26 protein-coding genes, 1 pseudogene and 1 other annotated feature are annotated in these 21,124 nt (G+C 34.2%); of the genes and pseudogenes, 14 read left to right on the forward strand and 13 right to left on the reverse strand.

What is annotated here, in order from left to right; translation table 11 throughout:
- Positions 1–194 precede the first annotated feature (194 nt).
- Positions 195–749, forward strand: coding sequence for a sigma factor-like helix-turn-helix DNA-binding protein (locus LS41612_RS17115; protein WP_024361581.1), 555 nt, complete (start codon positions 195–197; stop codon positions 747–749).
- Positions 750–824: 75 nt separating this feature from the next.
- Here the strand turns inward: LS41612_RS17115 and LS41612_RS23790 are convergent.
- From LS41612_RS23790 to LS41612_RS23360, 4 genes and pseudogenes are all read right to left on the reverse strand, one after another.
- Positions 825–978 (reverse strand): annotated as a pseudogene (locus LS41612_RS23790) (IS3 family transposase); the annotation flags it as partial.
- Positions 979–1,206: 228 nt separating this feature from the next.
- Positions 1,207–1,677 carry a hypothetical protein gene (locus LS41612_RS17120; protein WP_024361582.1) on the reverse strand — a complete coding sequence of 157 codons (471 nt, stop codon included), beginning with the start codon at positions 1,675–1,677 and terminating at the stop codon, positions 1,207–1,209.
- Between the two features lie 128 nt (positions 1,678–1,805).
- Positions 1,806–2,015, reverse strand: coding sequence for a hypothetical protein (locus tag LS41612_RS17125; protein ID WP_024361583.1), 210 nt, complete (start codon positions 2,013–2,015; stop codon positions 1,806–1,808).
- A gap of 72 nt (positions 2,016–2,087) precedes the next feature.
- A complete protein-coding gene (locus LS41612_RS23360) occupies positions 2,088–2,258 on the reverse strand; it encodes a hypothetical protein (RefSeq protein ID WP_162832710.1) in 171 nt (56 codons plus the stop codon).
- 188 nt (positions 2,259–2,446) lie between these two features.
- Between LS41612_RS23360 and LS41612_RS17130 the strand changes: the two genes are divergently transcribed.
- Entirely contained in the window at positions 2,447–2,911 is a 465-nt protein-coding gene (locus tag LS41612_RS17130) for a hypothetical protein (protein ID WP_024361584.1), read from the forward strand.
- Between the two features lie 181 nt (positions 2,912–3,092).
- On the opposite strand, the gene LS41612_RS17135 is transcribed toward LS41612_RS17130, so the two are convergent.
- Positions 3,093–3,530 (reverse strand): hypothetical protein, encoded by a 438-nt coding sequence (locus LS41612_RS17135; protein ID WP_024361585.1) that lies wholly within the window; start codon positions 3,528–3,530, stop codon positions 3,093–3,095.
- A 187-nt stretch (positions 3,531–3,717) separates the two neighbouring features.
- Here LS41612_RS17135 and LS41612_RS17140 point away from each other — a divergent pair, with 187 nt between their 5' ends.
- The gene (locus LS41612_RS17140; RefSeq protein ID WP_024361586.1) at positions 3,718–3,897 is read left to right on the forward strand and encodes a hypothetical protein; all 180 of its coding nucleotides are present in this window, start codon (positions 3,718–3,720) and stop codon (positions 3,895–3,897) included.
- 140 nt (positions 3,898–4,037) lie between these two features.
- Here LS41612_RS17140 and LS41612_RS17145 read toward each other — a convergent pair whose 3' ends face one another.
- On the reverse strand, positions 4,038–4,367 hold the full coding sequence (locus tag LS41612_RS17145) for a hypothetical protein (RefSeq protein WP_137034885.1): 330 nt from the start codon (positions 4,365–4,367) through the stop codon (positions 4,038–4,040).
- 170 nt (positions 4,368–4,537) lie between these two features.
- On the opposite strand from LS41612_RS17145, the gene LS41612_RS17150 reads away from it, so the two are divergent.
- Positions 4,538–5,542, forward strand: coding sequence for a nucleoid-associated protein (locus LS41612_RS17150; protein ID WP_024361588.1), 1,005 nt, complete (start codon positions 4,538–4,540; stop codon positions 5,540–5,542).
- Between the two features lie 97 nt (positions 5,543–5,639).
- Here LS41612_RS17150 and LS41612_RS17155 read toward each other — a convergent pair whose 3' ends face one another.
- The 4 genes from LS41612_RS17155 to LS41612_RS17170 form a co-directional block, all read right to left on the reverse strand.
- Positions 5,640–6,890, reverse strand: coding sequence for a DUF4179 domain-containing protein (locus LS41612_RS17155; protein ID WP_024361589.1), 1,251 nt, complete (start codon positions 6,888–6,890; stop codon positions 5,640–5,642).
- Positions 6,887–7,387 (reverse strand): sigma-70 family RNA polymerase sigma factor, encoded by a 501-nt coding sequence (locus tag LS41612_RS17160; protein WP_024361590.1) that lies wholly within the window; start codon positions 7,385–7,387, stop codon positions 6,887–6,889. Before LS41612_RS17160 ends, LS41612_RS17155 begins: the two co-directional genes overlap by 4 nt.
- A gap of 127 nt (positions 7,388–7,514) precedes the next feature.
- Positions 7,515–8,426, reverse strand: coding sequence for a hypothetical protein (locus tag LS41612_RS17165; protein ID WP_024361591.1), 912 nt, complete (start codon positions 8,424–8,426; stop codon positions 7,515–7,517).
- 222 nt (positions 8,427–8,648) lie between these two features.
- The gene (locus LS41612_RS17170; RefSeq protein WP_024361592.1) at positions 8,649–9,641 is read right to left on the reverse strand and encodes a zinc-dependent alcohol dehydrogenase family protein; all 993 of its coding nucleotides are present in this window, start codon (positions 9,639–9,641) and stop codon (positions 8,649–8,651) included.
- Between the two features lie 241 nt (positions 9,642–9,882).
- On the opposite strand from LS41612_RS17170, the gene LS41612_RS17175 reads away from it, so the two are divergent.
- A complete protein-coding gene (locus LS41612_RS17175) occupies positions 9,883–10,446 on the forward strand; it encodes a cysteine hydrolase family protein (RefSeq protein ID WP_024361593.1) in 564 nt (187 codons plus the stop codon).
- A gap of 165 nt (positions 10,447–10,611) precedes the next feature.
- On the opposite strand, the gene LS41612_RS17180 is transcribed toward LS41612_RS17175, so the two are convergent.
- Both LS41612_RS17180 and LS41612_RS17185 read right to left on the reverse strand, forming a co-directional pair.
- On the reverse strand, positions 10,612–11,025 hold the full coding sequence (locus tag LS41612_RS17180; RefSeq protein WP_024361594.1) for a GNAT family N-acetyltransferase: 414 nt from the start codon (positions 11,023–11,025) through the stop codon (positions 10,612–10,614).
- A gap of 24 nt (positions 11,026–11,049) precedes the next feature.
- Positions 11,050–12,276, reverse strand: a complete 1,227-nt coding sequence (locus LS41612_RS17185; protein WP_029747131.1) for an MFS transporter — start codon at positions 12,274–12,276, stop codon at positions 11,050–11,052.
- 62 nt (positions 12,277–12,338) lie between these two features.
- Positions 12,339–12,599, reverse strand: a binding site (T-box leader).
- Positions 12,600–12,853: 254 nt separating this feature from the next.
- On the opposite strand from LS41612_RS17185, the gene LS41612_RS17190 reads away from it, so the two are divergent.
- The 9 genes from LS41612_RS17190 to LS41612_RS17230 all read left to right on the forward strand — a co-directional run bounded on the left by LS41612_RS17190 (position 12,854) and on the right by LS41612_RS17230 (position 19,273).
- Positions 12,854–13,378, forward strand: a complete 525-nt coding sequence (locus LS41612_RS17190; RefSeq protein WP_024361596.1) for a sigma-70 family RNA polymerase sigma factor — start codon at positions 12,854–12,856, stop codon at positions 13,376–13,378.
- Entirely contained in the window at positions 13,371–14,078 is a 708-nt protein-coding gene (locus tag LS41612_RS17195; RefSeq protein ID WP_024361597.1) for a DUF3600 domain-containing protein, read from the forward strand. Before LS41612_RS17190 ends, LS41612_RS17195 begins: the two co-directional genes overlap by 8 nt.
- 317 nt (positions 14,079–14,395) lie before the next feature.
- Complete coding sequence (locus LS41612_RS17200) at positions 14,396–14,815, forward strand: hypothetical protein (RefSeq protein WP_024361598.1); 420 nt, start codon at positions 14,396–14,398, stop codon at positions 14,813–14,815.
- Positions 14,816–15,325: 510 nt separating this feature from the next.
- A complete protein-coding gene (locus tag LS41612_RS17205) occupies positions 15,326–15,685 on the forward strand; it encodes a GntR family transcriptional regulator (RefSeq protein ID WP_024361599.1) in 360 nt (119 codons plus the stop codon).
- 3 nt (positions 15,686–15,688) lie between these two features.
- Positions 15,689–16,555 (forward strand): ABC transporter ATP-binding protein, encoded by an 867-nt coding sequence (locus tag LS41612_RS17210; RefSeq protein ID WP_024361600.1) that lies wholly within the window; start codon positions 15,689–15,691, stop codon positions 16,553–16,555.
- Complete coding sequence (locus LS41612_RS17215) at positions 16,552–17,247, forward strand: hypothetical protein (RefSeq protein WP_024361601.1); 696 nt, start codon at positions 16,552–16,554, stop codon at positions 17,245–17,247. Before LS41612_RS17210 ends, LS41612_RS17215 begins: the two co-directional genes overlap by 4 nt.
- Positions 17,248–17,268: 21 nt before the next feature.
- Positions 17,269–18,012: a CPBP family intramembrane glutamic endopeptidase gene (locus LS41612_RS17220; RefSeq protein WP_024361602.1), complete on the forward strand. Its 744-nt coding sequence runs from the start codon at positions 17,269–17,271 to the stop codon at positions 18,010–18,012.
- A gap of 35 nt (positions 18,013–18,047) precedes the next feature.
- Positions 18,048–18,584 carry a DJ-1/PfpI family protein gene (locus tag LS41612_RS17225; RefSeq protein WP_024361603.1) on the forward strand — a complete coding sequence of 179 codons (537 nt, stop codon included), beginning with the start codon at positions 18,048–18,050 and terminating at the stop codon, positions 18,582–18,584.
- A gap of 362 nt (positions 18,585–18,946) precedes the next feature.
- On the forward strand, positions 18,947–19,273 hold the full coding sequence (locus tag LS41612_RS17230) for a CotD family spore coat protein (RefSeq protein ID WP_024361604.1): 327 nt from the start codon (positions 18,947–18,949) through the stop codon (positions 19,271–19,273).
- 53 nt (positions 19,274–19,326) lie between these two features.
- On the opposite strand, the gene LS41612_RS17235 is transcribed toward LS41612_RS17230, so the two are convergent.
- On the reverse strand, positions 19,327–20,889 hold the full coding sequence (locus LS41612_RS17235; protein ID WP_024361605.1) for a sensor domain-containing diguanylate cyclase: 1,563 nt from the start codon (positions 20,887–20,889) through the stop codon (positions 19,327–19,329).
- Positions 20,890–21,124: the final 235 nt, after the last annotated feature.

Consider the following 21,124-nt stretch of genomic DNA (forward strand, 5'->3'; position numbering starts at 1 on the left):
TCAATTCCCCCTAATCACCCCCTATAAAAAACGATTTTCCCACTAAATTTAGCAAAAACTCTCTAACAATTTTAATCAAATATATAAGTTGATTTTAATTTTAAAAAAGTCCTTTATATAGATAAAAAATCATGTAGGAATGGATCTAATTCTCTTTAGATCCCCTTCCATGAAGCGTAAAGGAGTTGTTTTTTTTGATTCAAAATCGGTTAGTAAGAAACTTTTTAAAAGACCCAGAAGTAAAAGAGCTATATCAAAGTTTTTTAGAAAATCCTACTGCTCACAAGAAAGAAATAATTGAAAAAATGTTTCTAATCCATAGTAGAAAGATTCAGCTGATAAGTTATTTTTCACAAACTTTAACTTTTGAGTCTCAAAAATTTGATAAAAAGATTCGTCAACAAAGTAAACTAAATCAATTAATTTTAGATAAAAACATTCACGATGGAGAGGGCAAATTACTTGATTTAGTCGCAGATAAACGGAACTATTATAATTTTGAATCCAACACTACTATTGAATCTTGTAAATTGGAAATGATTTTTGAAGATAAACAACTATACAACATCGTTTCCAAATTAAGCGCAAAGAAAAAAGAGATTCTATATTTACTTTTTGTGAAAAATTGGACTGAGGAGGAATTAGCTAGAGAGTTTGGTGTTTCGAAACAAGCAATCAATAAAGTTAAAAATCAAACATTACGAAAAATTAAAAAAGAGTATGAAATGGCAAATAGGAAGGACTTATAATAAGGGATTTTAGAAAAAATAAATTTCATTAGGTAGGTACTGATCCCGATATATAAGATAGTAATCAAAAAAGCATTACCCAACCAGTTGTCGGTATTGAACCGGCAACTGGTTGTTTAGTTTCTTTTGAATTCGGTTATTTTTATAAGTCTTTGACAGCTTGTTCTATGATAGCAGGCGTACCTTTACGGGACATGCTCATGGTAATGCCATTTGTTTTTACAGCTTGTTAATAATCAAGGATATTTAATTCCAATAAAACCTATTTGATAAGGTGCACCTGCTTATCGCATCTCCTTGACTTCATTTTTACTTCACATGGATAACTCACTCTTGTTCCCATAGAAAAAACACCTCCAAATTGAAATTTAAGTATCTATACCCGTATTTCAACTGAAGATGCTTTTTTATTTGTCTATACCTATTGTGGCAGTTCCTGTAATAGGCTGGGTTTTTTTCATTGTATAGCGATTTCTATTGAATTAAAAAATTCATCACTGTTGATTATTTTAAAATATCTAGTATCACTATTAAAGCATATCTCTTTTTCATCTTTAAATATATACATGGAATAATTCTCATTAGATTTTACTTTTACCCAATAATCTGCATCACTTAGCATATAGATATTGGTTGATATTTGTAATTGTAAATTGTGAAGATGATGGACAATTTGTTTTAGTTGTTCTGTATCCTCTATGAAAATCGTTTCATAATCCTCTATATTTCCATTTATTATACCAATCCCCAGCTTCATATTGTCAGTGCTAAAATCTGCAACCTTCATTATGTCGGATACTGTATAAATTTTTTCGGCTTCCGCTTTTAGAGCAGCTTCTCTTTTTTTATTTTCATATACATCCAATCCCATTAAAACAATACTGATTATAACGACACCCATGAGTATGAAAATTGTACGTTTCCGCATTGAGTTCCTCCTCATTTTTTTAAAAAAATTATACCAAATTCCATACATTTCGACTCTATCAAAACGCAATAATTCTCATAAATTCATCTTTTCCCCACCAATAAAAAGGGTGTTTTGAAAATTGATTATTAATTTTTTCTAACTTTCGACTTCTCTTTATCCATAAGTTCAAAAAAAGAGGGTAGTTGCTTAAATTCCTTCTTTTTTATTGTTGATAGCACCATTAAAATCAGCTCTTGCTCTAAATCCTTTTGATTTTGCCAATCTGTTTGTCTTAACACTGATTTAATTTTTGGTGTCAACAGTTCTATAATTTCTTGTTCAAATCTGCTATCCACCACTATCACCCCAAACTATTAATTTTTTCAAATCATCGAGATTAATCTACTAAACATCATCAATTTTATGTTCTACCCCTCCGCCTTTTCTTTTTGCAATAATAACTGTACAGCTTGTGTGTTGTTATTAACGGCTTCAGTCAATAAAGCTAAGGATTTATCAAATTTCCAAAAGACTAATAGAAATGCCACTATCGGAAAACCAACGTTGCTAATAAAATTTACTAATAAAGATTGTTCCATAATAAAACCTCCTTTGTTGTTAAAGGTAATTTAATCTGGATTTTATCAACCTAATATTTATAATTGATTTAATTTTCGGGTAAATGTTAATCTATTAAAAAGATGATGTACAATAAAAAAGCTTCTTTCTACTACGCAAAAATTAGATTAATTATAAAATTTTAGCGTTTTTTTAAGAGGGGGATTTTATGTGTAAACGACAAGTATTTTTCACAATTAGTATTATGATAATTATTATTGCCGGAATCAGCTTATGGATAAACGAGCGAAGGACTGCCGTCCCATCAGTTTATTACGCCACAGATGTCCTAGAAAATGCTAATTTTAATGCAAAAAATCAATTTGTAAACATTGAAAGTATCATTCTAAGACCTGAAATTAAATTTACTTCTTTGAAAATTCCAGAAGAAACACAGCAGGAGCTTATACAGGCTTTTAAAAATGCAAAATTTAAAAAAGTAGAACATCTATCCTCAATTCGTTACCGATACAATTACCGTGTCAATATAACTTTGAATACAGGCTATGTGATGTTTATGGATTCAAATACAAAATTCTTACAACTGGATGATACGGGAGTGGCCTATATAATCGAAGATGATGATAACCGATTTTTTGATATTTTAGAGAAAGCTACTATTGAAAAAAGTTAAGTGATATCATCATTGTGTGAGTTATTTATCTTGATCTATACATCATCTTTTTATTTAAATTAAGTATTATCTAAGGATGCATTTTAATAGTATAGAAGGGCTAACCCTTTCTATACTATTAAAATTTTCTTTTTTAAAACCAACCAACAATCTCTTTTGTCTTACACAATAAAATTAATTCTCACATAAGTTTTGTACCATCAGGAAGCATTATCCAATTGACATTTACAGCTTTAATATATGCTAGTTCTGATCCTGGTCGCTCCTTATTAACCGTTAAAGTCATATTTACTTGAATTGCGTTGAAGTTGACCATTGTTCGGTACGACTTTAATAATTGGCGATGCCCTTCTTTTGCATCTGTTATGCCTTGTAATAGTTCAGCAGCATTAAGGCTTCCAATAAGACTAATGACCCCTAAAGCAACAGATGCAACTGTGCTTACCGCAAATACTAATGGAATAACAGCACCTCCATATGAAGCAAAAGTATTTCGTATAATTGAGTCCTGAGTAGTTTTATTATCAAGAATATTTACAAAGTCTTCTTGTGCGTAACACATAGCGTCTAATTGAGATTTTGTAGCAGTAATGATTCTTGTTGTTGTGTAAAAACCCATATTCATTCCTCCTAATTTGGTTTATTTGTTAGCTAACGCTTTATAAAGGGAATTTTCAACTTAAATTATCAACTACTATTTAAAATTTAAAATAGAAGTCTCTGCACAACATTCTTGATAATAATTCTGAACACCCCATTCACACCGCAATGCTATGATTCAAGGGCTTAAAGCAGGTAATAATGCAGTGCAACGTTTGGAGAGTGATTTAGTAAAGTCGTACCGATATAGTGCAACATTCGATGTTGAGTTAGCCTTTCTAGAAGCTAGTGACTGGGCTACGCAAAAGCAACTTTTCAAAGGCGTAACTGCAGTAGGGAAAATCCACGCCTTCTACGATGAAAAAGGGAATCGAATCCCTATATAAAATAAAGAGGTAGTCGAATCTATTCGACTACCTCTTTATTATTTAAGTAACTTTGTACAAATGAAAAAAATTCAGAACTATCCTCAAGTATGTATTGCTTCATCATCTTAGGACGCTCAATAATGCCAATGATGTTTCTTTCATAGTCTACGATTATTGTATAGGATACTTACTTCTGGATTCGCTGAATAAAAGTAAATAAAAGCATCCTCATTAAAAGCTGGTCTATTAGGTATTATTTTCTTTTTCATAAAGAGACTCTCTAGTATCGAAATAAAACGTGCTGTTTCCTCTTGATTAAGATAATATGGTTGTCTCATATCTGAAATTAAAACATTATTGATGCTCGCAATATCCAATGCCGGTACAGCCTCATCAAAAGTAATTAGTGGTCTAGTGGAATACCATATTAGCCAAATCACAACTACAATCAACAAAAACCATATTTTTTTATTGCGAATATTCATCATCCTCCTAACCCATTTTCCTTTTTTAATTATATCTAAACACTAGTATTACATTAAAGTAAAATCCGAATCTACACCAACTCCTGGTCTATCAACATATAAAATCCATATCAAAATTGTACGGGGTGTGCTATGGTAAATTATCGAAACAAATATATCGAAGGTGGAAAAGTATGTTAGAAGTTAGTGAAAGTAAATTAGCCCAATATGTTGTACATTATGTAAGCGATACCCTTGTTTATGGAGAGGAAGCATTTTCTCAACCTGAAGTTATGCTGGAAGCAGCGTTTACACAATTAGCATTTAACAAACTCGACTTTGAGCAGCAATATGAATTTTTTCATGAATCAACTATCAGCTTAAATGAAGTGTATACGTATGTGAAAGCTATTTTTGATGAGGACGCTAGTTTTCTAGAACAATCCAAGCATATCGCTACGCACTTACATAGTGCATCTGGACATCCGAATATTAAAAGTGGCGAGTTGTTTATTGGCTTATTTGACAATTGTTTTCTGTCTACAGAGCCAAAGAAAGTTATTGCCATTGTCAAAATTGAAGAAAAAGAAATGTTTTTAGATATAAAAAATGAACAAAATAAAATGACTGTTAATGGCATCGACGGCATTAACGTTAAGAAAATGAATAATATGGCTGTTATCGTTGATATGGGAGCTGATGAAGCGCCAGTTGTTTTTATGAAAACGAAGAAAAAGGAAGATGTCGTGTACTGGCAAGAACGTTTTTTAAAGATTAAAGTAGCTGATGAACATTACCATAAAACAAACTTGGCATTAACAGAATGTAAGAAGTATATTTTGAAAGAAGATTGTTTTACCAATACCGAGAAGTTAGGCTTGTTAAATAAAACGCTCGATTATTTCCGCAGTGAAGAACAATTTCAAGTCAACGATTATATTGAAACTGTATTCGATGCAGCCGATTCAACGCAAAAAGACATTATCGTCAATACAGTCAAGCCCTATGAAACCGTGATTTCCGAAAGTGCCCTTGCTAAAGCTGAAAAAAGTTATAAACGTAAAATTAAATTGGATTCCGCAATTGAAATTCAAGTGAACGTCCGTGATATCGAGCAACTGGAAGAGCTTATTGAGGTAGGCTTTGATGAGGAAACAAATCGAAAATTTTATAAAATCTACTTTAATGAAGAAATATAGTCCTACGTAATAAAAATAGTGTTAGATTGATTACGTTCAATCTAACACTTTCGCCTTAAAGATAGGTGAAATCGCCAGTAAAACCATACCAGCAAAATTATTGCAATGGAATCTTTACTTCAATATCTTCCCCAATCGGGTTATAGTAATAGTTGAAAAATATTTTAGCTTTACCATTATATTGATCAAAGGACTCTGTTGAATAGAGATACTCATCATCATCTGAAAATGTGCCGCCTTTATATGCTAATGTCGTGCCATCTGCTTTTAAACCACTTCTATAAAATATATGTCGTATACGACCATCCCAATTTTTTGCAGCCGTTTTTAAACTTTGTTGCTCTACAGAAATATCCCAATCTAAAAAATCAGGTTTTGAGAGTACTTCTTGTCTACCAAAATCAACTTCGATAAAGTCCTCCCCCTTTGGAACAGCTTGAACAGCGCCTATCAACACCGTTAATGACTGTGGATTATCAAAATAATTACTTTGCAAATAGAGCGTATATTTGCCGTCCCGAATATCTCCGTTCATTGAATGACTACTACGAATGCTTTCTCTACGCTCACCACTTTCCGTTACGACTGCAATATCATCAAGTGCTAATATTTGCATTGTATTTGCTTTGTCTACTTCAATGTCAAGTGCCAATTTTAGTGGGGTACGGCGAATTTTTGTAATAGTAAACTTTTGACCTTCGACTTCAACAGTACGATTAGCAATAAAAACTTTTTCCTCCGCGATTTCGTTTTGTAAGGAAAACGGTATCGTCATTTCAATTTCCCCTTGATTCTTATCTTTAAAACGAAATACGGCTGTAAAGTCCCGTGAAGTATAGGCCATTGGCTCAGAAAAACTATATTCCACTGAAGATGAAATAAATGCTTGATTTCCACCACCCATCGTAAATGAACAACCACATTTAATTTCATCGTCTCCTTGGAACAATTGGACTTCCTCCAGATTTAATTCAAATGAAGCATCCGCATCATAGTAAAGGACAAAACCTGACTGATCTGCTATCACGCCTTGTAATGTAAGAGATAGACCATCTTTCGTCTGCGTCTTATTAATTTCTTCATAATATTTATGCTCCACAATATCTTTTATCCCTTTATCTCTTACTACCGCTGATACAATGGCGTCCAGGCCAGGTATTTTTGCAACATAGCTAGCAACAGTTGGCGAAACGCGAATAGAAAGTAATAGACTTAAGCAACACAAAAATACGATTGCTACAGAAGCCATACGCTTCTTTGTTCTTTTTTCTCGCTGTACTTTGCGCAATACATCCATTCGAATTTGTTGAAGTTGCTCCTTTGGCACATCAATTGGTGGTTTTTTCATAGCCAGTCCTCCTTTTCTCTTGCGAAGTTTCTAAGCTTCTTTAGAATGTGATGAAGTTTAGACTTTACAGTACCTTCTGGAATTTGATTGAGCTCGGCAATTTCCTTGTTTTTAAGCTGTTGAAAATATTTCATATAGACGATTTGTTGCTCTGACAAGGTTAATTGTGCTAATAATCTCTCAATATCTGAGTAAATGGCCCATTCAAATACATGATATTCTTCGATCTGAACGGTTTGTTGACGTTTTCGCAAATGGTCTTTACAGCAATTGATTAAGACGCGCACGAGCCATGTTCTGGCATATTCGGGTTGTTGAACGGTATGCATTTTTTTAAGCGCCTTATAAACTAGCTCTTGCATCACGTCTAAAGCGTCTTGCTCATTTTTCATATATGTAAAGGCCATGCGATATAAAATTTCTTCGTCCACTTCAATAAGAGAAAGTATCGCTTGATGATCTCCACGTATGGCACGCTTTGTTATTTCGAATTCCATTCTTTTCGCCTCCTTCCTCCATTAGACTGTAAAATACTTTATTTCGTTCAAAAATGATTTAATCTAACAAAAAAACCTTCAAATTCTTAATGAATCTGAAAGTTTTTGAATGAATATTTAAAATTAGTTAATCTTGGAAGCTTGTTAAAATGCCATCTTCAAAATAAAGGTATTGACCATTTCCATAAACCCATTGTTCATAAGACCCGTATACTGTTACAGTTCTATTAATATCAATTGGTTCACCCCATAAAGATGCTTTTACTTCGTCATAGGTCATTCCTAAAGTAGGATTCATCCCTCTAGCAGCTTCAATTTTTTCGTCTCTTACTCTCGCCTCTTCCTTTCTTATAATCATCGTATTTAAATTTCGCTGATATTCACTTTCAATATAGTTCCAATCGGTTTTCGTTATAGGTCCGAATGATAACGGACTTTTATAAGATGTATTCGTTACCCCTGCAATAATTTCATCTTTCATTCTTCCATAATATTCAGGATCAACAGCAAGTGCTAAAGCTCCAGAAGCCTTGTACGAATTTTGGTCAGTTTGTAAATAAAGAGCATAATTATACATTGCTAAAAATTCATCATTATCATGAAGTCCTTTTTCATTATCATACACTTCTTGAACCTTTTGAAAATCCTTGTTTCTAACTGCTTGTTCCATTTCATCTAGCACTAACTCTTTACCTTGTTTCGAAAACTTCTCCATTTTAATCCAATTCTCACGACTGACCGCTGACCTAATTCTGTAATACTTCGAACTTATAAAAGTATAATTATTTTCACTTATCAATTGATCCACAAATTTTATACTAAATTCATCTACTTTATCAGTTTCCGATTCAGGTAAATCTAAAGTTTCCAATTTCACCAAAAGATCCTCATATTTCTTTTCCTTTAAAAGCGTTTCTAATGCAAGGATTTCAGATTCTGCCCTTATTTCATTTTCTTCCTTAACAGTTTTTTCACTATTACAACCTGATAATAGTAAACTGAAGCCCAATGCTAATACTAAATGTTTAATCTTTATCAATCAGTACACTCCCTTACTATGTTCTTTTTATGTATTCATAAATCGCCATTATAAATCTATTTTGGTAATCTATAACAAAGTCTATTTTATATTTTCATATAATTACAATCAACCTATTTAGTGATCAATTAAAAGGAAGCTATCCATTCTACCCTATCGATAAACAAAAATGGACCTCACGAAAGTGAAGCCCATTAATCGACTCATGGCTTAGAAATATACTTAATAGCTTGTTAAAAATACTTTACCGTTCGTCTTTTTAGTAGCTTCAACAGCGTCAATTGCCTTTGTTAAATCTGATAAGTCATAGGTGGAATCGGCCTGCATCAGGCGCAATTTTTTGTCATTGATGAGCCTAGTCACATGAGTAAACGTTTCTTGCCATTTGCTCACGGATACATTTTTATTCCAATTCCTTAAATGAAACATATTCGCATTCAATTGTGCACCATTTACAATATGTGCCCAATTGACTTGAATTCCTGATAGTAGACCTATCGTTAAGAAGTGCCCATAAGGATGGACACATGTAGCTAATTCATTGCCATCAGAGCCTCCAATCGAATCAATTGCTGCATTTGCACCTATTCCATTTGTCAATTCCATAACGGTTTCATAAAGACCACTTCTAGAAGTATCTATTACATCAGAAGCTCCTAGATGAAGTAATTTCTCTGTATGCTTATTATTTCTTGTCACGCCAATCAATCGAAAACCTATTATTTTAGAAAATTGAGCAAAAATGTGTCCAATAGCTGAACCACAAGCATTCACCAATAAAACATCATTTGCTTTTAATTTTAAAACTTCTGTACAAACTACCCACGCAGTAACTGGATTGATATACATTTGAGCAGCTGTAAAATCATCTATTAAATCAGGTACAGGAACGCTAAATTCTGCTGATGTTTTAACAAATTCTTGCCATGTTCCTTCTCCACGTAAAGGTAACACACGTTTACCAATAAGATTCTTCGAAACAGAAGAACCTACATTCTCAACAATTCCAACTCCTTCATAACCTGGAATGTTGGGCAATGCTATACGATGAGCATACGATCCTCTAATAGGAATTAAATCAGAGGGATTAATTGGTCTTACTAGCATTCTTACGAGCACTTCATTATCCTTAGGTGGTTCAATCGTTTTATACTCGAGTTTTAATACCTCTTTAGGGCTACCAAATTCATTGAAATGAATATATTTCGCATCCATCTTATCATGCTCCTTATTAGTACTAGAGTAATTGAAGTATAGCATTATATGATGTATTACTTCGTCAACAGTATATTGATTTTCATCACAGATGGTATAATTTAACTGACTAGTAGTCATATTTTGTTTAGGAGGTTGATAGGATGATAAACAAACGAAATGGGCACTTAAAAAACTAGGGGATTACGACTAAGTAACCAATCTTTTAGCGTCTCCCCACATTTTGAAAGGGGAAAATTATTTGAAGCAACTATTATTAATCATCGACGCACAACAAGCATTGATTGATGGAAATCAAGAAACAGGTCAAATTTTCAGTAAAGAGAAGCTTATTATTACTATTAATAAAGTAATTAACAAAGCAATAGCAGCAACAGTTCCAGTTATTTTTGTGAGGGATCTTGATGTAGCTGAAGGACAGGGAGATGGATTTCAAATTCACAATGAAATTACTGTACCTACTGAAGCAAAGATCTTTGATAAATCTGCAACAAATTCTTTTTATGGGACAGGACTGCTTGAACATTTAACAACACAGCATATTGAACATATTGTTATGATGGGCTGTGAAACACAGCACTGTATAGATAGTGCTGTTAGAACAGCAACAATCAGTGGTTTCGATGTAACGTTAGTCGAGGATGGGCATTCAACATTGGGCAATGCTGTTTTAAGTTCCGAACAAATTATACAGCATCATAATACTACCCTGCACGGTCATTATAATGTTGACCACTTTTCTATTGTTAGAAATTCCGAGGAAGATTTATTTCGTCCCACTCATAATTCTTATCGGGATAGTTAAAATTAGTCATTCAATGAAGAGAGCCGGCAATATAGCACAAAGGACTTGCATGTATTTATGCGCAAGTCCTTTATGTGGTATGTTATTTCGACTGTTGGAAAGTCAACTTTTATTGTCATTCGTGCACACAGCCGCCATTTCAGAACTTTATAGTACAAACGTTTTTTAAAGCTTTTTTGTGTAATAATATCGCTTACCTGTTAGTGGATAATGGGTGAGTACAAATTCTTCTTTATAGCCAAGCTTCACGTAAAAATCAGGTGCCTGAAAACTAAACGTATTTAAAAATGCATATTTACAACCTCTATCTCTAGCAATCTTCTCAGCTTTATCCATCAGTTCCGTACCAATATGCTGTCCACGAAGTTCTTCACTTACCCATAAATACTCAACTTCTAGCCAATTTCCATGTGTCTCTCCAATTAACCCTGCAACTCTAGTTCCTTTTTCATCTTCTACAAAAATTCCAATATCTTTTACTACCTTTTCTTCAAGATTTGAAAGATTGTATTTTAATAACGCTTGAAAAATATGCGCTTTCTCCTCGTTAGTAACATTTTCACATTCAATATATTTCATTTTTCTGCCTCCTCTATTGCTTTATTAATTATTGAAAGAAGATACCTCTTTTTTAAAATACGCTTGCCTTTTTGTCCCCGTTACGGCTTTCCAAGCCAATAACCCTAAGAACAAGAAGAACATTGCACCAATTAAGCCGACAGGTCGAATCGAAGTGAATTCAGCGGCTAAACCTATTACAATCGTTACGGCTACAATAATACTTGCTTCAATAACACGAAAGAGGCTTTCAAACCTTCCCATTATCTTTATAGGTACATGATTTTGGTAAAAAGTTAGATAGCCTGTATTTGCAAATGTTACGGCAAAGCCTATTAAGAATACACCCGGTACTGCACTAAAAAAACCGCTAGCACTATAAAATACTAGATATCCAATTGAGGTGAAAATAGTACCGACACCTATTAAATGATTCACCGCAAGATGCTTTGTAAATATAGAATTAATGATAGACCCGATGATAATGCCAGCTCCAAAAATACTTAGTAAATACCCATAATTAGTATCTGAAATTGACAGTACACCTTTAGCAAATGCTGCCTCTAGAGAATCGATTGCAGTCATAAATATCGTAGTACCACTAAATAATAAATAAATTTTGGTGATATAAGCATTTTCCTTTGTAAAATTAACAACTACATGACAATCTTTTTTTATTAATTCCCATGAAAATCTTTGCATTTTTGTTTCTTTATCTCTTACATCAACATTAGGTAGCATCATGATAAGAAGTGCCGAAAAAAGTAATGCAATTGCATTTATATGAATGGCAGTATACGGTGTGCCCAGCCAAAATAATATACCCGCAATAGCAGGCCCTATTAATGAACCACAAGAATTGATAAAACTACGTAGTGCATTAAAACGTTGCCGATCTTTCACAGGGATTAGTTTCGTCATATACACCATCGATGTTGGCTGAAATATAGCACTGCCCACATTTATGATAAATGCTACTCCATAGACATAAATAAGCGAAGGTAAAAAAGGAATTACCGCAATACATAATGCCCGGAACATGTCCAATCCCATCATAAGTAGCCGCGTATTTACCCGATCAATTAAGCTACCTGCCCAAGTATTTGAAAAAATCGTTGCGATTGGACCGAGGATATATAATAAAGCAATGGCAAGTGGGGAACCTGTTTCATTCAATAGGATTAAATTAAGTGCGATCAGATAAACCCACGCACCCACATTTGAAATGCCTATCCCCCCTAACAGCATTAAAGGATACTTCCATCTGGACATTATCACCACTCCTATTTTATTTTTAATAAAACAAAATAAAAAACTCACCCCCAAGATAGTATCTTGGGGGCGAGTCATATCGCGGTGCCACCCCAGTTCGTTTCTACATTGCTGTAGCAACCTTATCGAGTACGGCATTTTTCAAAATCGTGCGATACTCTATCCCGTTAACGTGAGAATACGTTGCATCATCATTGTGTCAACAAATAAATCCAATGCACAGCTCAAAGGCTTGTTTCAACATATTTCGTATCCCTCCTTTTCAGCTCCCAGAGGTCTCTGTAGATCGTACGTATGTTTACTCTTCTTTTCATAGCTTTTCATATGTAATTTTGTAAATCTTATACTATTTTAAATTAAATTTCAATACTAAAAGAAATTGACTATTTTTTTCATGTCTAATATAACACACTAATGAGGGTTGATTATCCATATGCGTCTCGTCACTTTTAAAACTATACTTTCATAATTGACATCCAATTGACAACTACTTTTAATTTTTTGATAAAAAATTTAAGCCAAAACACCTGATCGTTTGTCTAATAGACGTACAACAAAAACGAAAGGAGGAAATACGATGAAACTTGAACGTTTAGTAAAGAAAGCACAAAAAGGAAATGATAAAGCCTATGTAATGCTTTTCCAACAGTACGAAGCAGATATTTATCGAATGGCTTTTGTCTATGTAAAAAATAAAGAAGATGCATTAGATCTTGTTCAAGAAGTGGCCTATCAGTCTTTTAAAAAAATCAGTACATTGAAAAAGCCAGAATTTTTCAAGACATGGCTAATGAAAATAACGATTAATTGTGCCCTAAACTTAATTAATAAAAATAAAAAAGTAATTCCGCTAAATTCAAACTTGGACAAGATTATGAGGACGGAAGATGAAGATATTGCACTGACGTTATCTTTAAATAAGCTAATTGACACTTTACAAGAGGATGAAAAAAGTGTCATTTTACTAAAATATTATGATGATCGGACATTAAAGGAGATTTCCGAGATATTAGATATCCCACTAGGAACCGCAAAGTCTGTCCTATACCGCGCTCTAGATAAGCTTCGTCAAAATTTTAAGGAGGTAGATAGCTATGCATAATCATCTTAAACAAGAGCTTTCACAAATTGACATCCCTGCTGAAATCCACGAAAGAAGTAAATTGGGCATTAAAAAAGCAAAATCTGAAAAAGGTGGTAAATTGAATCGTTTTGTTAAGAAACGATTAGCTATCGCTGTGATTTCCGCTTCGTTAATGATTCCAACAGGCGTATTTGCTTATCAAGCATTACTTGCCGATGAATTATATGGTTCTTTTGATAATCTAAAAAAACATGCTGCAAATGTGACAATGGAAAGTTACTTATTATTCAATGCAAAACTCGATCAAGCAAAAGGTGACTTAGGAAAAGAAGAGTATGAACAATTTAAAGAATTATTAAATGTCTTTACAAGTGCCAAAATTGAATATGGCAACCACAATGGCAACATCGATTATTCTCAAATTCCCGTAGAGCCATTAGAGGAGATTAAAGCCGCTATGTATGAAGTGCAACCATACTTTGACAAATTGAACGGCCTTCCATCAAGTAAAGACGTTTTAACGGCTGAAGAATATGAACAATATATACAAGCCCTCATGACCTATGAAACGACGATGGCACAACTAGGTGTTTCTAGTGCTCCAGACGTCGAGACAATGCCTAAAGAAATGCAACAGCAATTCATCGACGCTCAAACTTACTTACAATATGTAAATGACAAGCAGGTTGAAGTGAAAATTGACGCGGGAATTGAATGATAACAAGAAAACAGCTTGGGAGTAGAATATCCCAAGCTGTTTTTCTATTGTCCCTCCTAATCGGAGCCGATGAGGCAACACTTCCACGTTATGTTTCGTCATACTTTTAGTAGTACGCTACAATTCCCTTAATAATGTATAAAAACAAATAATGTTAAAACTTATAGGTGCAAACGTAACGTCATAAAGTGTAAAATATCCACTATAATTAAGATATATAATGTTGCCCAACTAGTATTTGTCGGCGATGTCATAAGTATCTTTTCTTCGTGGTTTTTGACAAGTTGTGCTATATTCAAAGTGTCAGGAGTGAGTTGATGAAAAAGTTTTTAACAATTATCACAATAATTCTTGTTTTACTCGGAGCAGCTGGCTATGCCATGTGGCATTTTGGGACAAATATTGCTTCTGAAAAAATTATCGAAAAAGTGGAGTCTACTTTAGATGACGAAAATCTAGCAGAAGTAAAAACCTATATCGAGAACGATCCGAAAGTTCAAGAAATTGTAAGCGAGGCAGCAACTACAAATCCGGATACTCTCCCCTTCCAAACTAAGGAAGAAGCGATACGTGTGTTAATAACAAAAGTGGGCGTTAATCGTTTACTTGATATTCAGGAACAAGCGCAAAACGGTTCAATTAGTGAGGATGAAATATTATCCGAAATGGAAGGTAAACTATCTGAAGATGAAATTTCTGCTTTAAAATATGTTTTATATAAAGAATTGAATAAATAAAACGAGCCCTAAACGTTTAAATTGTCACAAGCAGTGATGCTAAGAAAACACAGCTATTGTTATTTCTTACACTAACGCCAACCACTCAAAAGTCTCACAGTGAAAAGTGGTTGTGGCAACCCATTGGTGCTGGTGGGTCTAACAATATGGACTCGATTCCTCTTTAGTGGAATCGAGTCTTTTTTTATAGACATTACCGCAAAGCACGACTAAATAATGGGTCCTCCAACAAATCTTCAAGACACCTGCCATTTATTTTTTTCATGTGCGTCCCCTTGCTCACAGTTATAAACGACGACCTCCGCCATGCTATTTTATCACCTACCTACTCATGCAACTCCGAAACGAACTAACCTAGCCCAATCATAAAAGGACAAAATTTGAAAATAAACTATATGAAAACAAGATTTTTAAAACTAGATATAATTACCAACAATAAATTGACAATTTAATTGCTTCGTTGTATGGTTAGTTACATAAGTAATGAACCAATTAACTAGGAGGTGGATTGTGATTTATTCGTTAAGCAATGAAAAACCAATCTTCCAGCAAATTCGTGAACGGGTTGAAGATGCCATTCTTGATGGGCAACTACAATCTGAAGATCGCATTCCATCAACCAATGAATTTGCCAAAGAGTATCAAATAAATCCTGCAACAGCAGGCAAGGGTGTGAACGAATTAGTGGAAAAAGGTGTCATTTATAAAAAACGAGGCGTAGGTATGTTTGTCAGTACAGATGCACGAAAAATTTTAATTGCAGAACGTAAGGAAAACTTTTTTGCACAACATATTGAACCGTTAAAAAAAGAGGCGGTACGATTAGGCATCTCTGACGAAGAATTACAAAATATGTTACAGAGGGGATAATTTATGAAGATTGATGTTAGAAATGTTAGCAAACTGTATAAGCAAAAACATGCTTTAAAAAATGTATCTTTTACGATTGAAGGGCCAAAAATCATCGGTTTTTTAGGTCATAATGGCGCTGGTAAAACAACATTTTTAAATTTATTAGCAGGGCTTATTCCTACAACTGAAGGGCATATACGTATCAATGGCGAGAATGTTTTCAATGCCCCTGCTATATTGCGTAACATTTGTTTTGTTGCAGAGAGTGGTAATTTTCAAGAAGATATGACGATCGCACAATGTTTAAAGACTAATCGTTTTTTCTATCCAAAGTGGGATGAACAGCTTGCAAATGAGCTTCTTCAAGTATTTGCACTTAATCCAAAAGATAAAGTGCGCAATTTATCTAAAGGGATGGTATCTGCACTTGGTATTATTACAGGGTTTGCTAGTCATGCTGCCATTACCATTTTCGATGAGCCCTATATCGGCTTAGACGTAGCTGCCCGCAATACATTTTATGATTTATTAATTGATCAACAAATAGAACATCCAAGGCTATTCCTTTTATCGACGCATTTAATAGATGAAGCCAGTGAATTGTTTGAAGAAATCCTTATTCTGCAAGAAGGTGAGTTATTGCTGCAAAAAACGGCGGAGCAATGGGATCAGTATATTGTTGCAGTAAAAGGAAATGCTCAAGATGTTGAACGCGCAATACTAGACTTAGAAGTCATTTACAAGCATATTTTTATGCATGATATGACGGCCGTTGTCTATGCCAACGGTCGTGCAATCGAAGGTCAAAATATTACATTAGAAAATGTATCTTTACAAGACCTGTTAGTGTATTTAAGTAAACAGCAGAAAGAGAGGTTAGTAAAATGAAAACAGTACAAGGTAGCTTATATGTATTTTTTCAAAGCTATAAAAAAAGTAATATTATTTTTTGGTGCATTTTGTTTGCCATTGTCCTACTGTCATTTTTTATTGATTCCTTTTTTGGACAATATATTACTTTTGCTATGACCATCTCTATACCTGTCTATATTTTTTATAGTACGATGGGGGCTAAAATTTTAAATAAAACATTGCCTTATTTTTTAAAGCTTGGCTTAAGCCGTATGCAGTATGTTTGGAACATAGGCTTATTTTTCATCGTTTGGAGCCTTATTGGTGCATTTATAATAGCCTGTACACACAAAATGATTTCCTTCGTCTCAAATCTATTAGATTATCAAAATATGGTCATTATTCACCCTCTATTCTTTTTTAGCAGTTCGGATTCATTTTTTCTAACAATGGCGATAGATACCGTGTTACTACTACTTTGTTTAATCTCTAGCCTGCTTTTAAATGTCGTCTTTTATCGCTTCGGCACATTAGGTGGCTACAGTTTTATTGGTGTAATGGCTTTGATTCCAATAATGATGGTAATTTTCGGATGGTACTCGCCACTTTTGCTGACATTATCGAAAGCATCCACTTTGCAAATAATCAGTAGCTTACTAGGTATGATTATTATCATTTATATTGTCATCTCAAGTGCATTACGAAAAGCTCCTGCAATGCCATCATAAAACCTTGAAGGGGTCGACAAAATGAAAAAAATGATTTGTAAAATTGTAGGTTTAGAACTGCTTCTTCTATTTTTTTATGTTGCCAATGGGGCTTACGTTTCCATTCAACAACCTTCTAGTCCCTTTTTGCAATTTGCTTTGTTGATTCCTTTAGCAATCGGTCTCGTTCTTTATATAATTGCCAAAAAGAAATGGCGTCATTATTTCTTTATTCCCATTAATATCGAAAATATCTTTGTCTACTCACCTATGATTTTCGTTTTATGTATTATTTTATTTAGTACGAAAGGGTTAAATTTCGAATCCATTAGCGATTTATTGCTCATGTTTATCATGCAAATGTTTGTTGTTGCTTTTATTGAAGAAACAGTTTTTAGAGGCATCTTGCTGCGCTTATTGTTATCTAAGGGAACTTTTACTGCTATTTGGCTTTCTAGTATTCTTTTTGGCGTGACGCATGCATTGCAACTTATTGGGGGACAATCGCTGGAAGATACCATTATACAGATTATTTATGCCTTTCTTGTAGGTCTCGTTCTTTCGTTACTTATAATCGATGGGCAATCTATTATTTTGACGATTGTCTTCCATGGTTTCAACAACTTCTTTAATTTTATGGGGAATGCAGAAAGTTCCATGTTAACAGCGTATCTTATCATCATTGTACTGTTTGTGTATCTGTTATTTTTATGGAGACGTGTTAAGAAAAAGGCAGCGGTACAATCTCTGCGTAGTAGCAGTTCTGTACAAAATTTCTATCATTAATATATAGATATTACGCATGAAAAGAGAGGATAAAAATGAAAAAAACTGCCGTACTTTTATATCCGCAATTCAGTGAATACGAATTAAGTGTAGCGTTATCGATATTAATGCAAGGGAAAAAACCTATCGTAACGATTGGCTTAAATCATCAGAAGATTATGGGCGAATCTGGTTTAACTTGTCTAGCCGATAGGCAATTAAGCGAAATTAATGTAGATGAGATTGATAGTCTCTTATTACCTGGCTGTATGGATATTGGAACATTAGTAGATGAGCAAGAATTATTATATTTTATTAAGACATTGGATTTACAAGGCGCAGTCATAGCTAGTATTTCCAGTTCCCCTTATCTTTTAGCCAAGGCAGGTGTACTAAAGGATAAATACTATACAGTCGGTTTACCACTTGAAGGCATGAAACAATTGGGTGTTTTTGATCTTAGCTATTACGCCGATGAACTAATCGTTCAGGATGGTAGGATTATCACGGCTAGAGGTAGAGGTTTTATTCAATTTGGTTTAGCCTTAGGTAAAGCGTTACAGCTAGATTTTGATGCACAATGGTATAAATAACAGTGCCTGTCACCCAAACAATTTTATTTAAATACTGATGATAAAACCCATAAAAACAAAGGATAGTTCTCGCCAATCGCTTGGCTTCAGAACTATCCTTTATTAGTTACATGATACTTTTATTTAACAGCTGCATTTTCATTTCTTTTGCTGTATACGTAAATTGACAAATAGCCTAAATCCCTTTTTGACTTTTCACCATAATACTTTTTCAATTTAACATCACACGGGCAAGAAAATTCATGCTATTGGGGCGTTTAAGAGATTTAACTAGCCCTTAATAGGCATACAAATAGACCATTTAGTCTTACATCTCATATGTTAATTATGAACCACAACTTATCAAAACAGGAGGTAATAACATGTTTAATCGTAAGCGTCACCATGGAAGAGGACCACAATGCTGCCCACCACAAACAATGCCAACACAATTTGACCCACCACAATTTTTACCGCCAGAGCAATATGTACGCACAAATTACATTCATACAGTTGTACCACACGTTCAACCTGCACATATTACAACAGTGAACAAACATATTATCGATCATCAATACTACTTCCCATGCACAGAGAACGTAGTAAATGAATGCTGTGAAAATCATACACTATGTGGTATGCCACATAATCACTGCCATATGCCACAACAACACATGGGTCACCATAAACATATGGGCATGGGGTATTAATTTGTATGCGATGAGACTTTTGATGTCTCATCGCTTTTCTTATATAACTAACATTATTTTTCGCCTGCTGTTTTTACCTGGTTCCGACCTGCTTGCTTAGCAAGATACAATGCTCCATCTGCCGCTTCAATCAATGCTTCTGTCGTACTAGCCATTTTAGGATACTCTGCAACTCCCGCTGATAGCGTTACTGGACGACCACAAGGACTGTTCGAATTTGCTAACTGTTGTCTTAAATTTTCCGCTACAACGGCTGCTTCTTCAACAGTCGTATTAGGTAATAGAATAATAAATTCCTCACCGCCATAACGACAACAAATATCGTTTTCTCGTGCCACTGCTTTCATTTTTTTGGCTAAATATTGTAATACTTTATCTCCCACTGCATGGCCATAGGTATCGTTGACGCTCTTGAAATGATCCAAATCGAGTAAAATAATTGAATGCATCAATTGATTTTTCTCCCATTCAGATAGCGTAGCATCCATTGTTCGTCGGTTTGTGACCCCAGTTAAAGGGTCGGTTGTCGACTGATCTTTAAAATAGGAAACTTGCCCTTGCAAAAAGGACAAACTTCGAATAAGTGCACTCTTTAAATAATATGCTTCAAAATACCAACTGCGTACAGACTTTAACCCTTCAACACTTCTCGAATCTAAGCTCTCTTCTGTTAATGTTGCTAACTGCTGCAACGGGCGGGCAATTCGCGCTGCGGTCCATAATAAAACAAAAATCGACAAAAGCATAAGCGGTATTGCATTAATTGCTACTTCTTGTACTCGATCAAACGAAGGCTCTAGCGCTACCTCTAATGGTCGTTGAGAAATGACACCCCAACCAGTTATCGGTACTACACTATATCCAGCCAACATTTCAATATTTTTAGTATTCGTGACTAGCTGTGCACCATTTTTCCCTGATACTACTGCTTTCACTACTTTATTTTCCATTACAACATCATTGATGCGACTTGGATCTTGATGGTAGATAATACGTCCATCTGCATCTACTACAAACACATAAGAACCGTCATTATAATAATGCTCCCCTAACAGCAAATTAAATACATTATGTTCTTTTAAATAAATTGTACCTGCTACCATTCCCAAGTATTCGTTCTGCGCTGAAAATATAGGATAGGAGATAAAAATAATTAGTCTCCCTGTAATCCCTTTATACGGTTTCGATACGAGAGGCGTTTTTTTGGATAATGCCTCTTTCCCTCCTACAGAGGTCAAATACTTTCCTTTTACATCTACAGAAGGTGGTGAAACTGACAGTACTAGACCATCGGCATTCGACACTATAACGGAGTTAAACATATTATTTTGCATTTTCAAACGGTCTGTTTCTTTATCCAATGCTGCTTCATCGCCCATAATTGATTCCATATGATCTGCGCTGTAACCTAAAATTTGAAAGGCTTCTTCTAAGTAGGCGCTTGCGGTAGTTGCCAATTTTTGAGCATATACACGATTTGTTTCAAGTGAATTTTCCTTGATGGAATCCACATTCATACGATAACCACTCCATATGCTACCGATGCTTGTGAAAAAAAACGCTGCCATAGCTAAACCCATTATTAAATGTTTTAGCCTCAACTGTCTTGATTTCATTGTCTTCTTTTACTCCTATTTATGTATTTTGACTAGCTATTACTTAAGTTAAAAGACGCATATTTCTTAATCTATTAAAACACATATATCATTTTATTTTACAATTTATTTGTATATATTTAAAGTTATTGTAAAAGCAATATTGTCAAAGGCCTATATAATTATTGAAAAGCAAAACTATTATCATAATTTGGACATAAAAAATTACTATAACCTTAGTTATAAATTTTATTGT

The organism is Lysinibacillus sphaericus, from assembly GCF_002982115.1.
GTDB classification, from domain to species: domain Bacteria; phylum Bacillota; class Bacilli; order Bacillales_A; family Planococcaceae; genus Lysinibacillus; species Lysinibacillus sphaericus.

Bases quoted from the DNA above. Each gene is read 5' to 3' on its own strand.
- LS41612_RS17130 (WP_024361584.1), top strand. From the start codon at position 2,447: ATGTGTAAACGACAAGTATTTTTCACAATTAGTATTATGATAATTATT.
- LS41612_RS17160 (WP_024361590.1), bottom strand. From the start codon at position 7,387: ATGGAATTCGAAATAACAAAGCGTGCCATACGTGGAGATCATCAAGCG.
- LS41612_RS17150 (WP_024361588.1), top strand. From the start codon at position 4,538: ATGTTAGAAGTTAGTGAAAGTAAATTAGCCCAATATGTTGTACATTAT.
- LS41612_RS23360 (WP_162832710.1), bottom strand. From the start codon at position 2,258: ATGGAACAATCTTTATTAGTAAATTTTATTAGCAACGTTGGTTTTCCG.
- LS41612_RS17170 (WP_024361592.1), bottom strand. From the start codon at position 9,641: ATGGATGCGAAATATATTCATTTCAATGAATTTGGTAGCCCTAAAGAG.
- LS41612_RS17185 (WP_029747131.1), bottom strand. From the start codon at position 12,276: ATGTCCAGATGGAAGTATCCTTTAATGCTGTTAGGGGGGATAGGCATT.
- LS41612_RS17120 (WP_024361582.1), bottom strand. From the start codon at position 1,677: ATGCGGAAACGTACAATTTTCATACTCATGGGTGTCGTTATAATCAGT.
- LS41612_RS17195 (WP_024361597.1), top strand. From the start codon at position 13,371: ATGCATAATCATCTTAAACAAGAGCTTTCACAAATTGACATCCCTGCT.
- LS41612_RS17210 (WP_024361600.1), top strand. From the start codon at position 15,689: ATGAAGATTGATGTTAGAAATGTTAGCAAACTGTATAAGCAAAAACAT.
- LS41612_RS17155 (WP_024361589.1), bottom strand. From the start codon at position 6,890: ATGAAAAAACCACCAATTGATGTGCCAAAGGAGCAACTTCAACAAATT.
- LS41612_RS17190 (WP_024361596.1), top strand. From the start codon at position 12,854: ATGAAACTTGAACGTTTAGTAAAGAAAGCACAAAAAGGAAATGATAAA.
- LS41612_RS17200 (WP_024361598.1), top strand. From the start codon at position 14,396: ATGAAAAAGTTTTTAACAATTATCACAATAATTCTTGTTTTACTCGGA.
- LS41612_RS17180 (WP_024361594.1), bottom strand. From the start codon at position 11,025: ATGAAATATATTGAATGTGAAAATGTTACTAACGAGGAGAAAGCGCAT.
- LS41612_RS17225 (WP_024361603.1), top strand. From the start codon at position 18,048: ATGAAAAAAACTGCCGTACTTTTATATCCGCAATTCAGTGAATACGAA.
- LS41612_RS17215 (WP_024361601.1), top strand. From the start codon at position 16,552: ATGAAAACAGTACAAGGTAGCTTATATGTATTTTTTCAAAGCTATAAA.
- LS41612_RS17230 (WP_024361604.1), top strand. From the start codon at position 18,947: ATGTTTAATCGTAAGCGTCACCATGGAAGAGGACCACAATGCTGCCCA.
- LS41612_RS17135 (WP_024361585.1), bottom strand. From the start codon at position 3,530: ATGGGTTTTTACACAACAACAAGAATCATTACTGCTACAAAATCTCAA.
- LS41612_RS17145 (WP_137034885.1), bottom strand. From the start codon at position 4,367: ATGATGAATATTCGCAATAAAAAAATATGGTTTTTGTTGATTGTAGTT.
- LS41612_RS17220 (WP_024361602.1), top strand. From the start codon at position 17,269: ATGAAAAAAATGATTTGTAAAATTGTAGGTTTAGAACTGCTTCTTCTA.
- LS41612_RS17235 (WP_024361605.1), bottom strand. From the start codon at position 20,889: ATGAAATCAAGACAGTTGAGGCTAAAACATTTAATAATGGGTTTAGCT.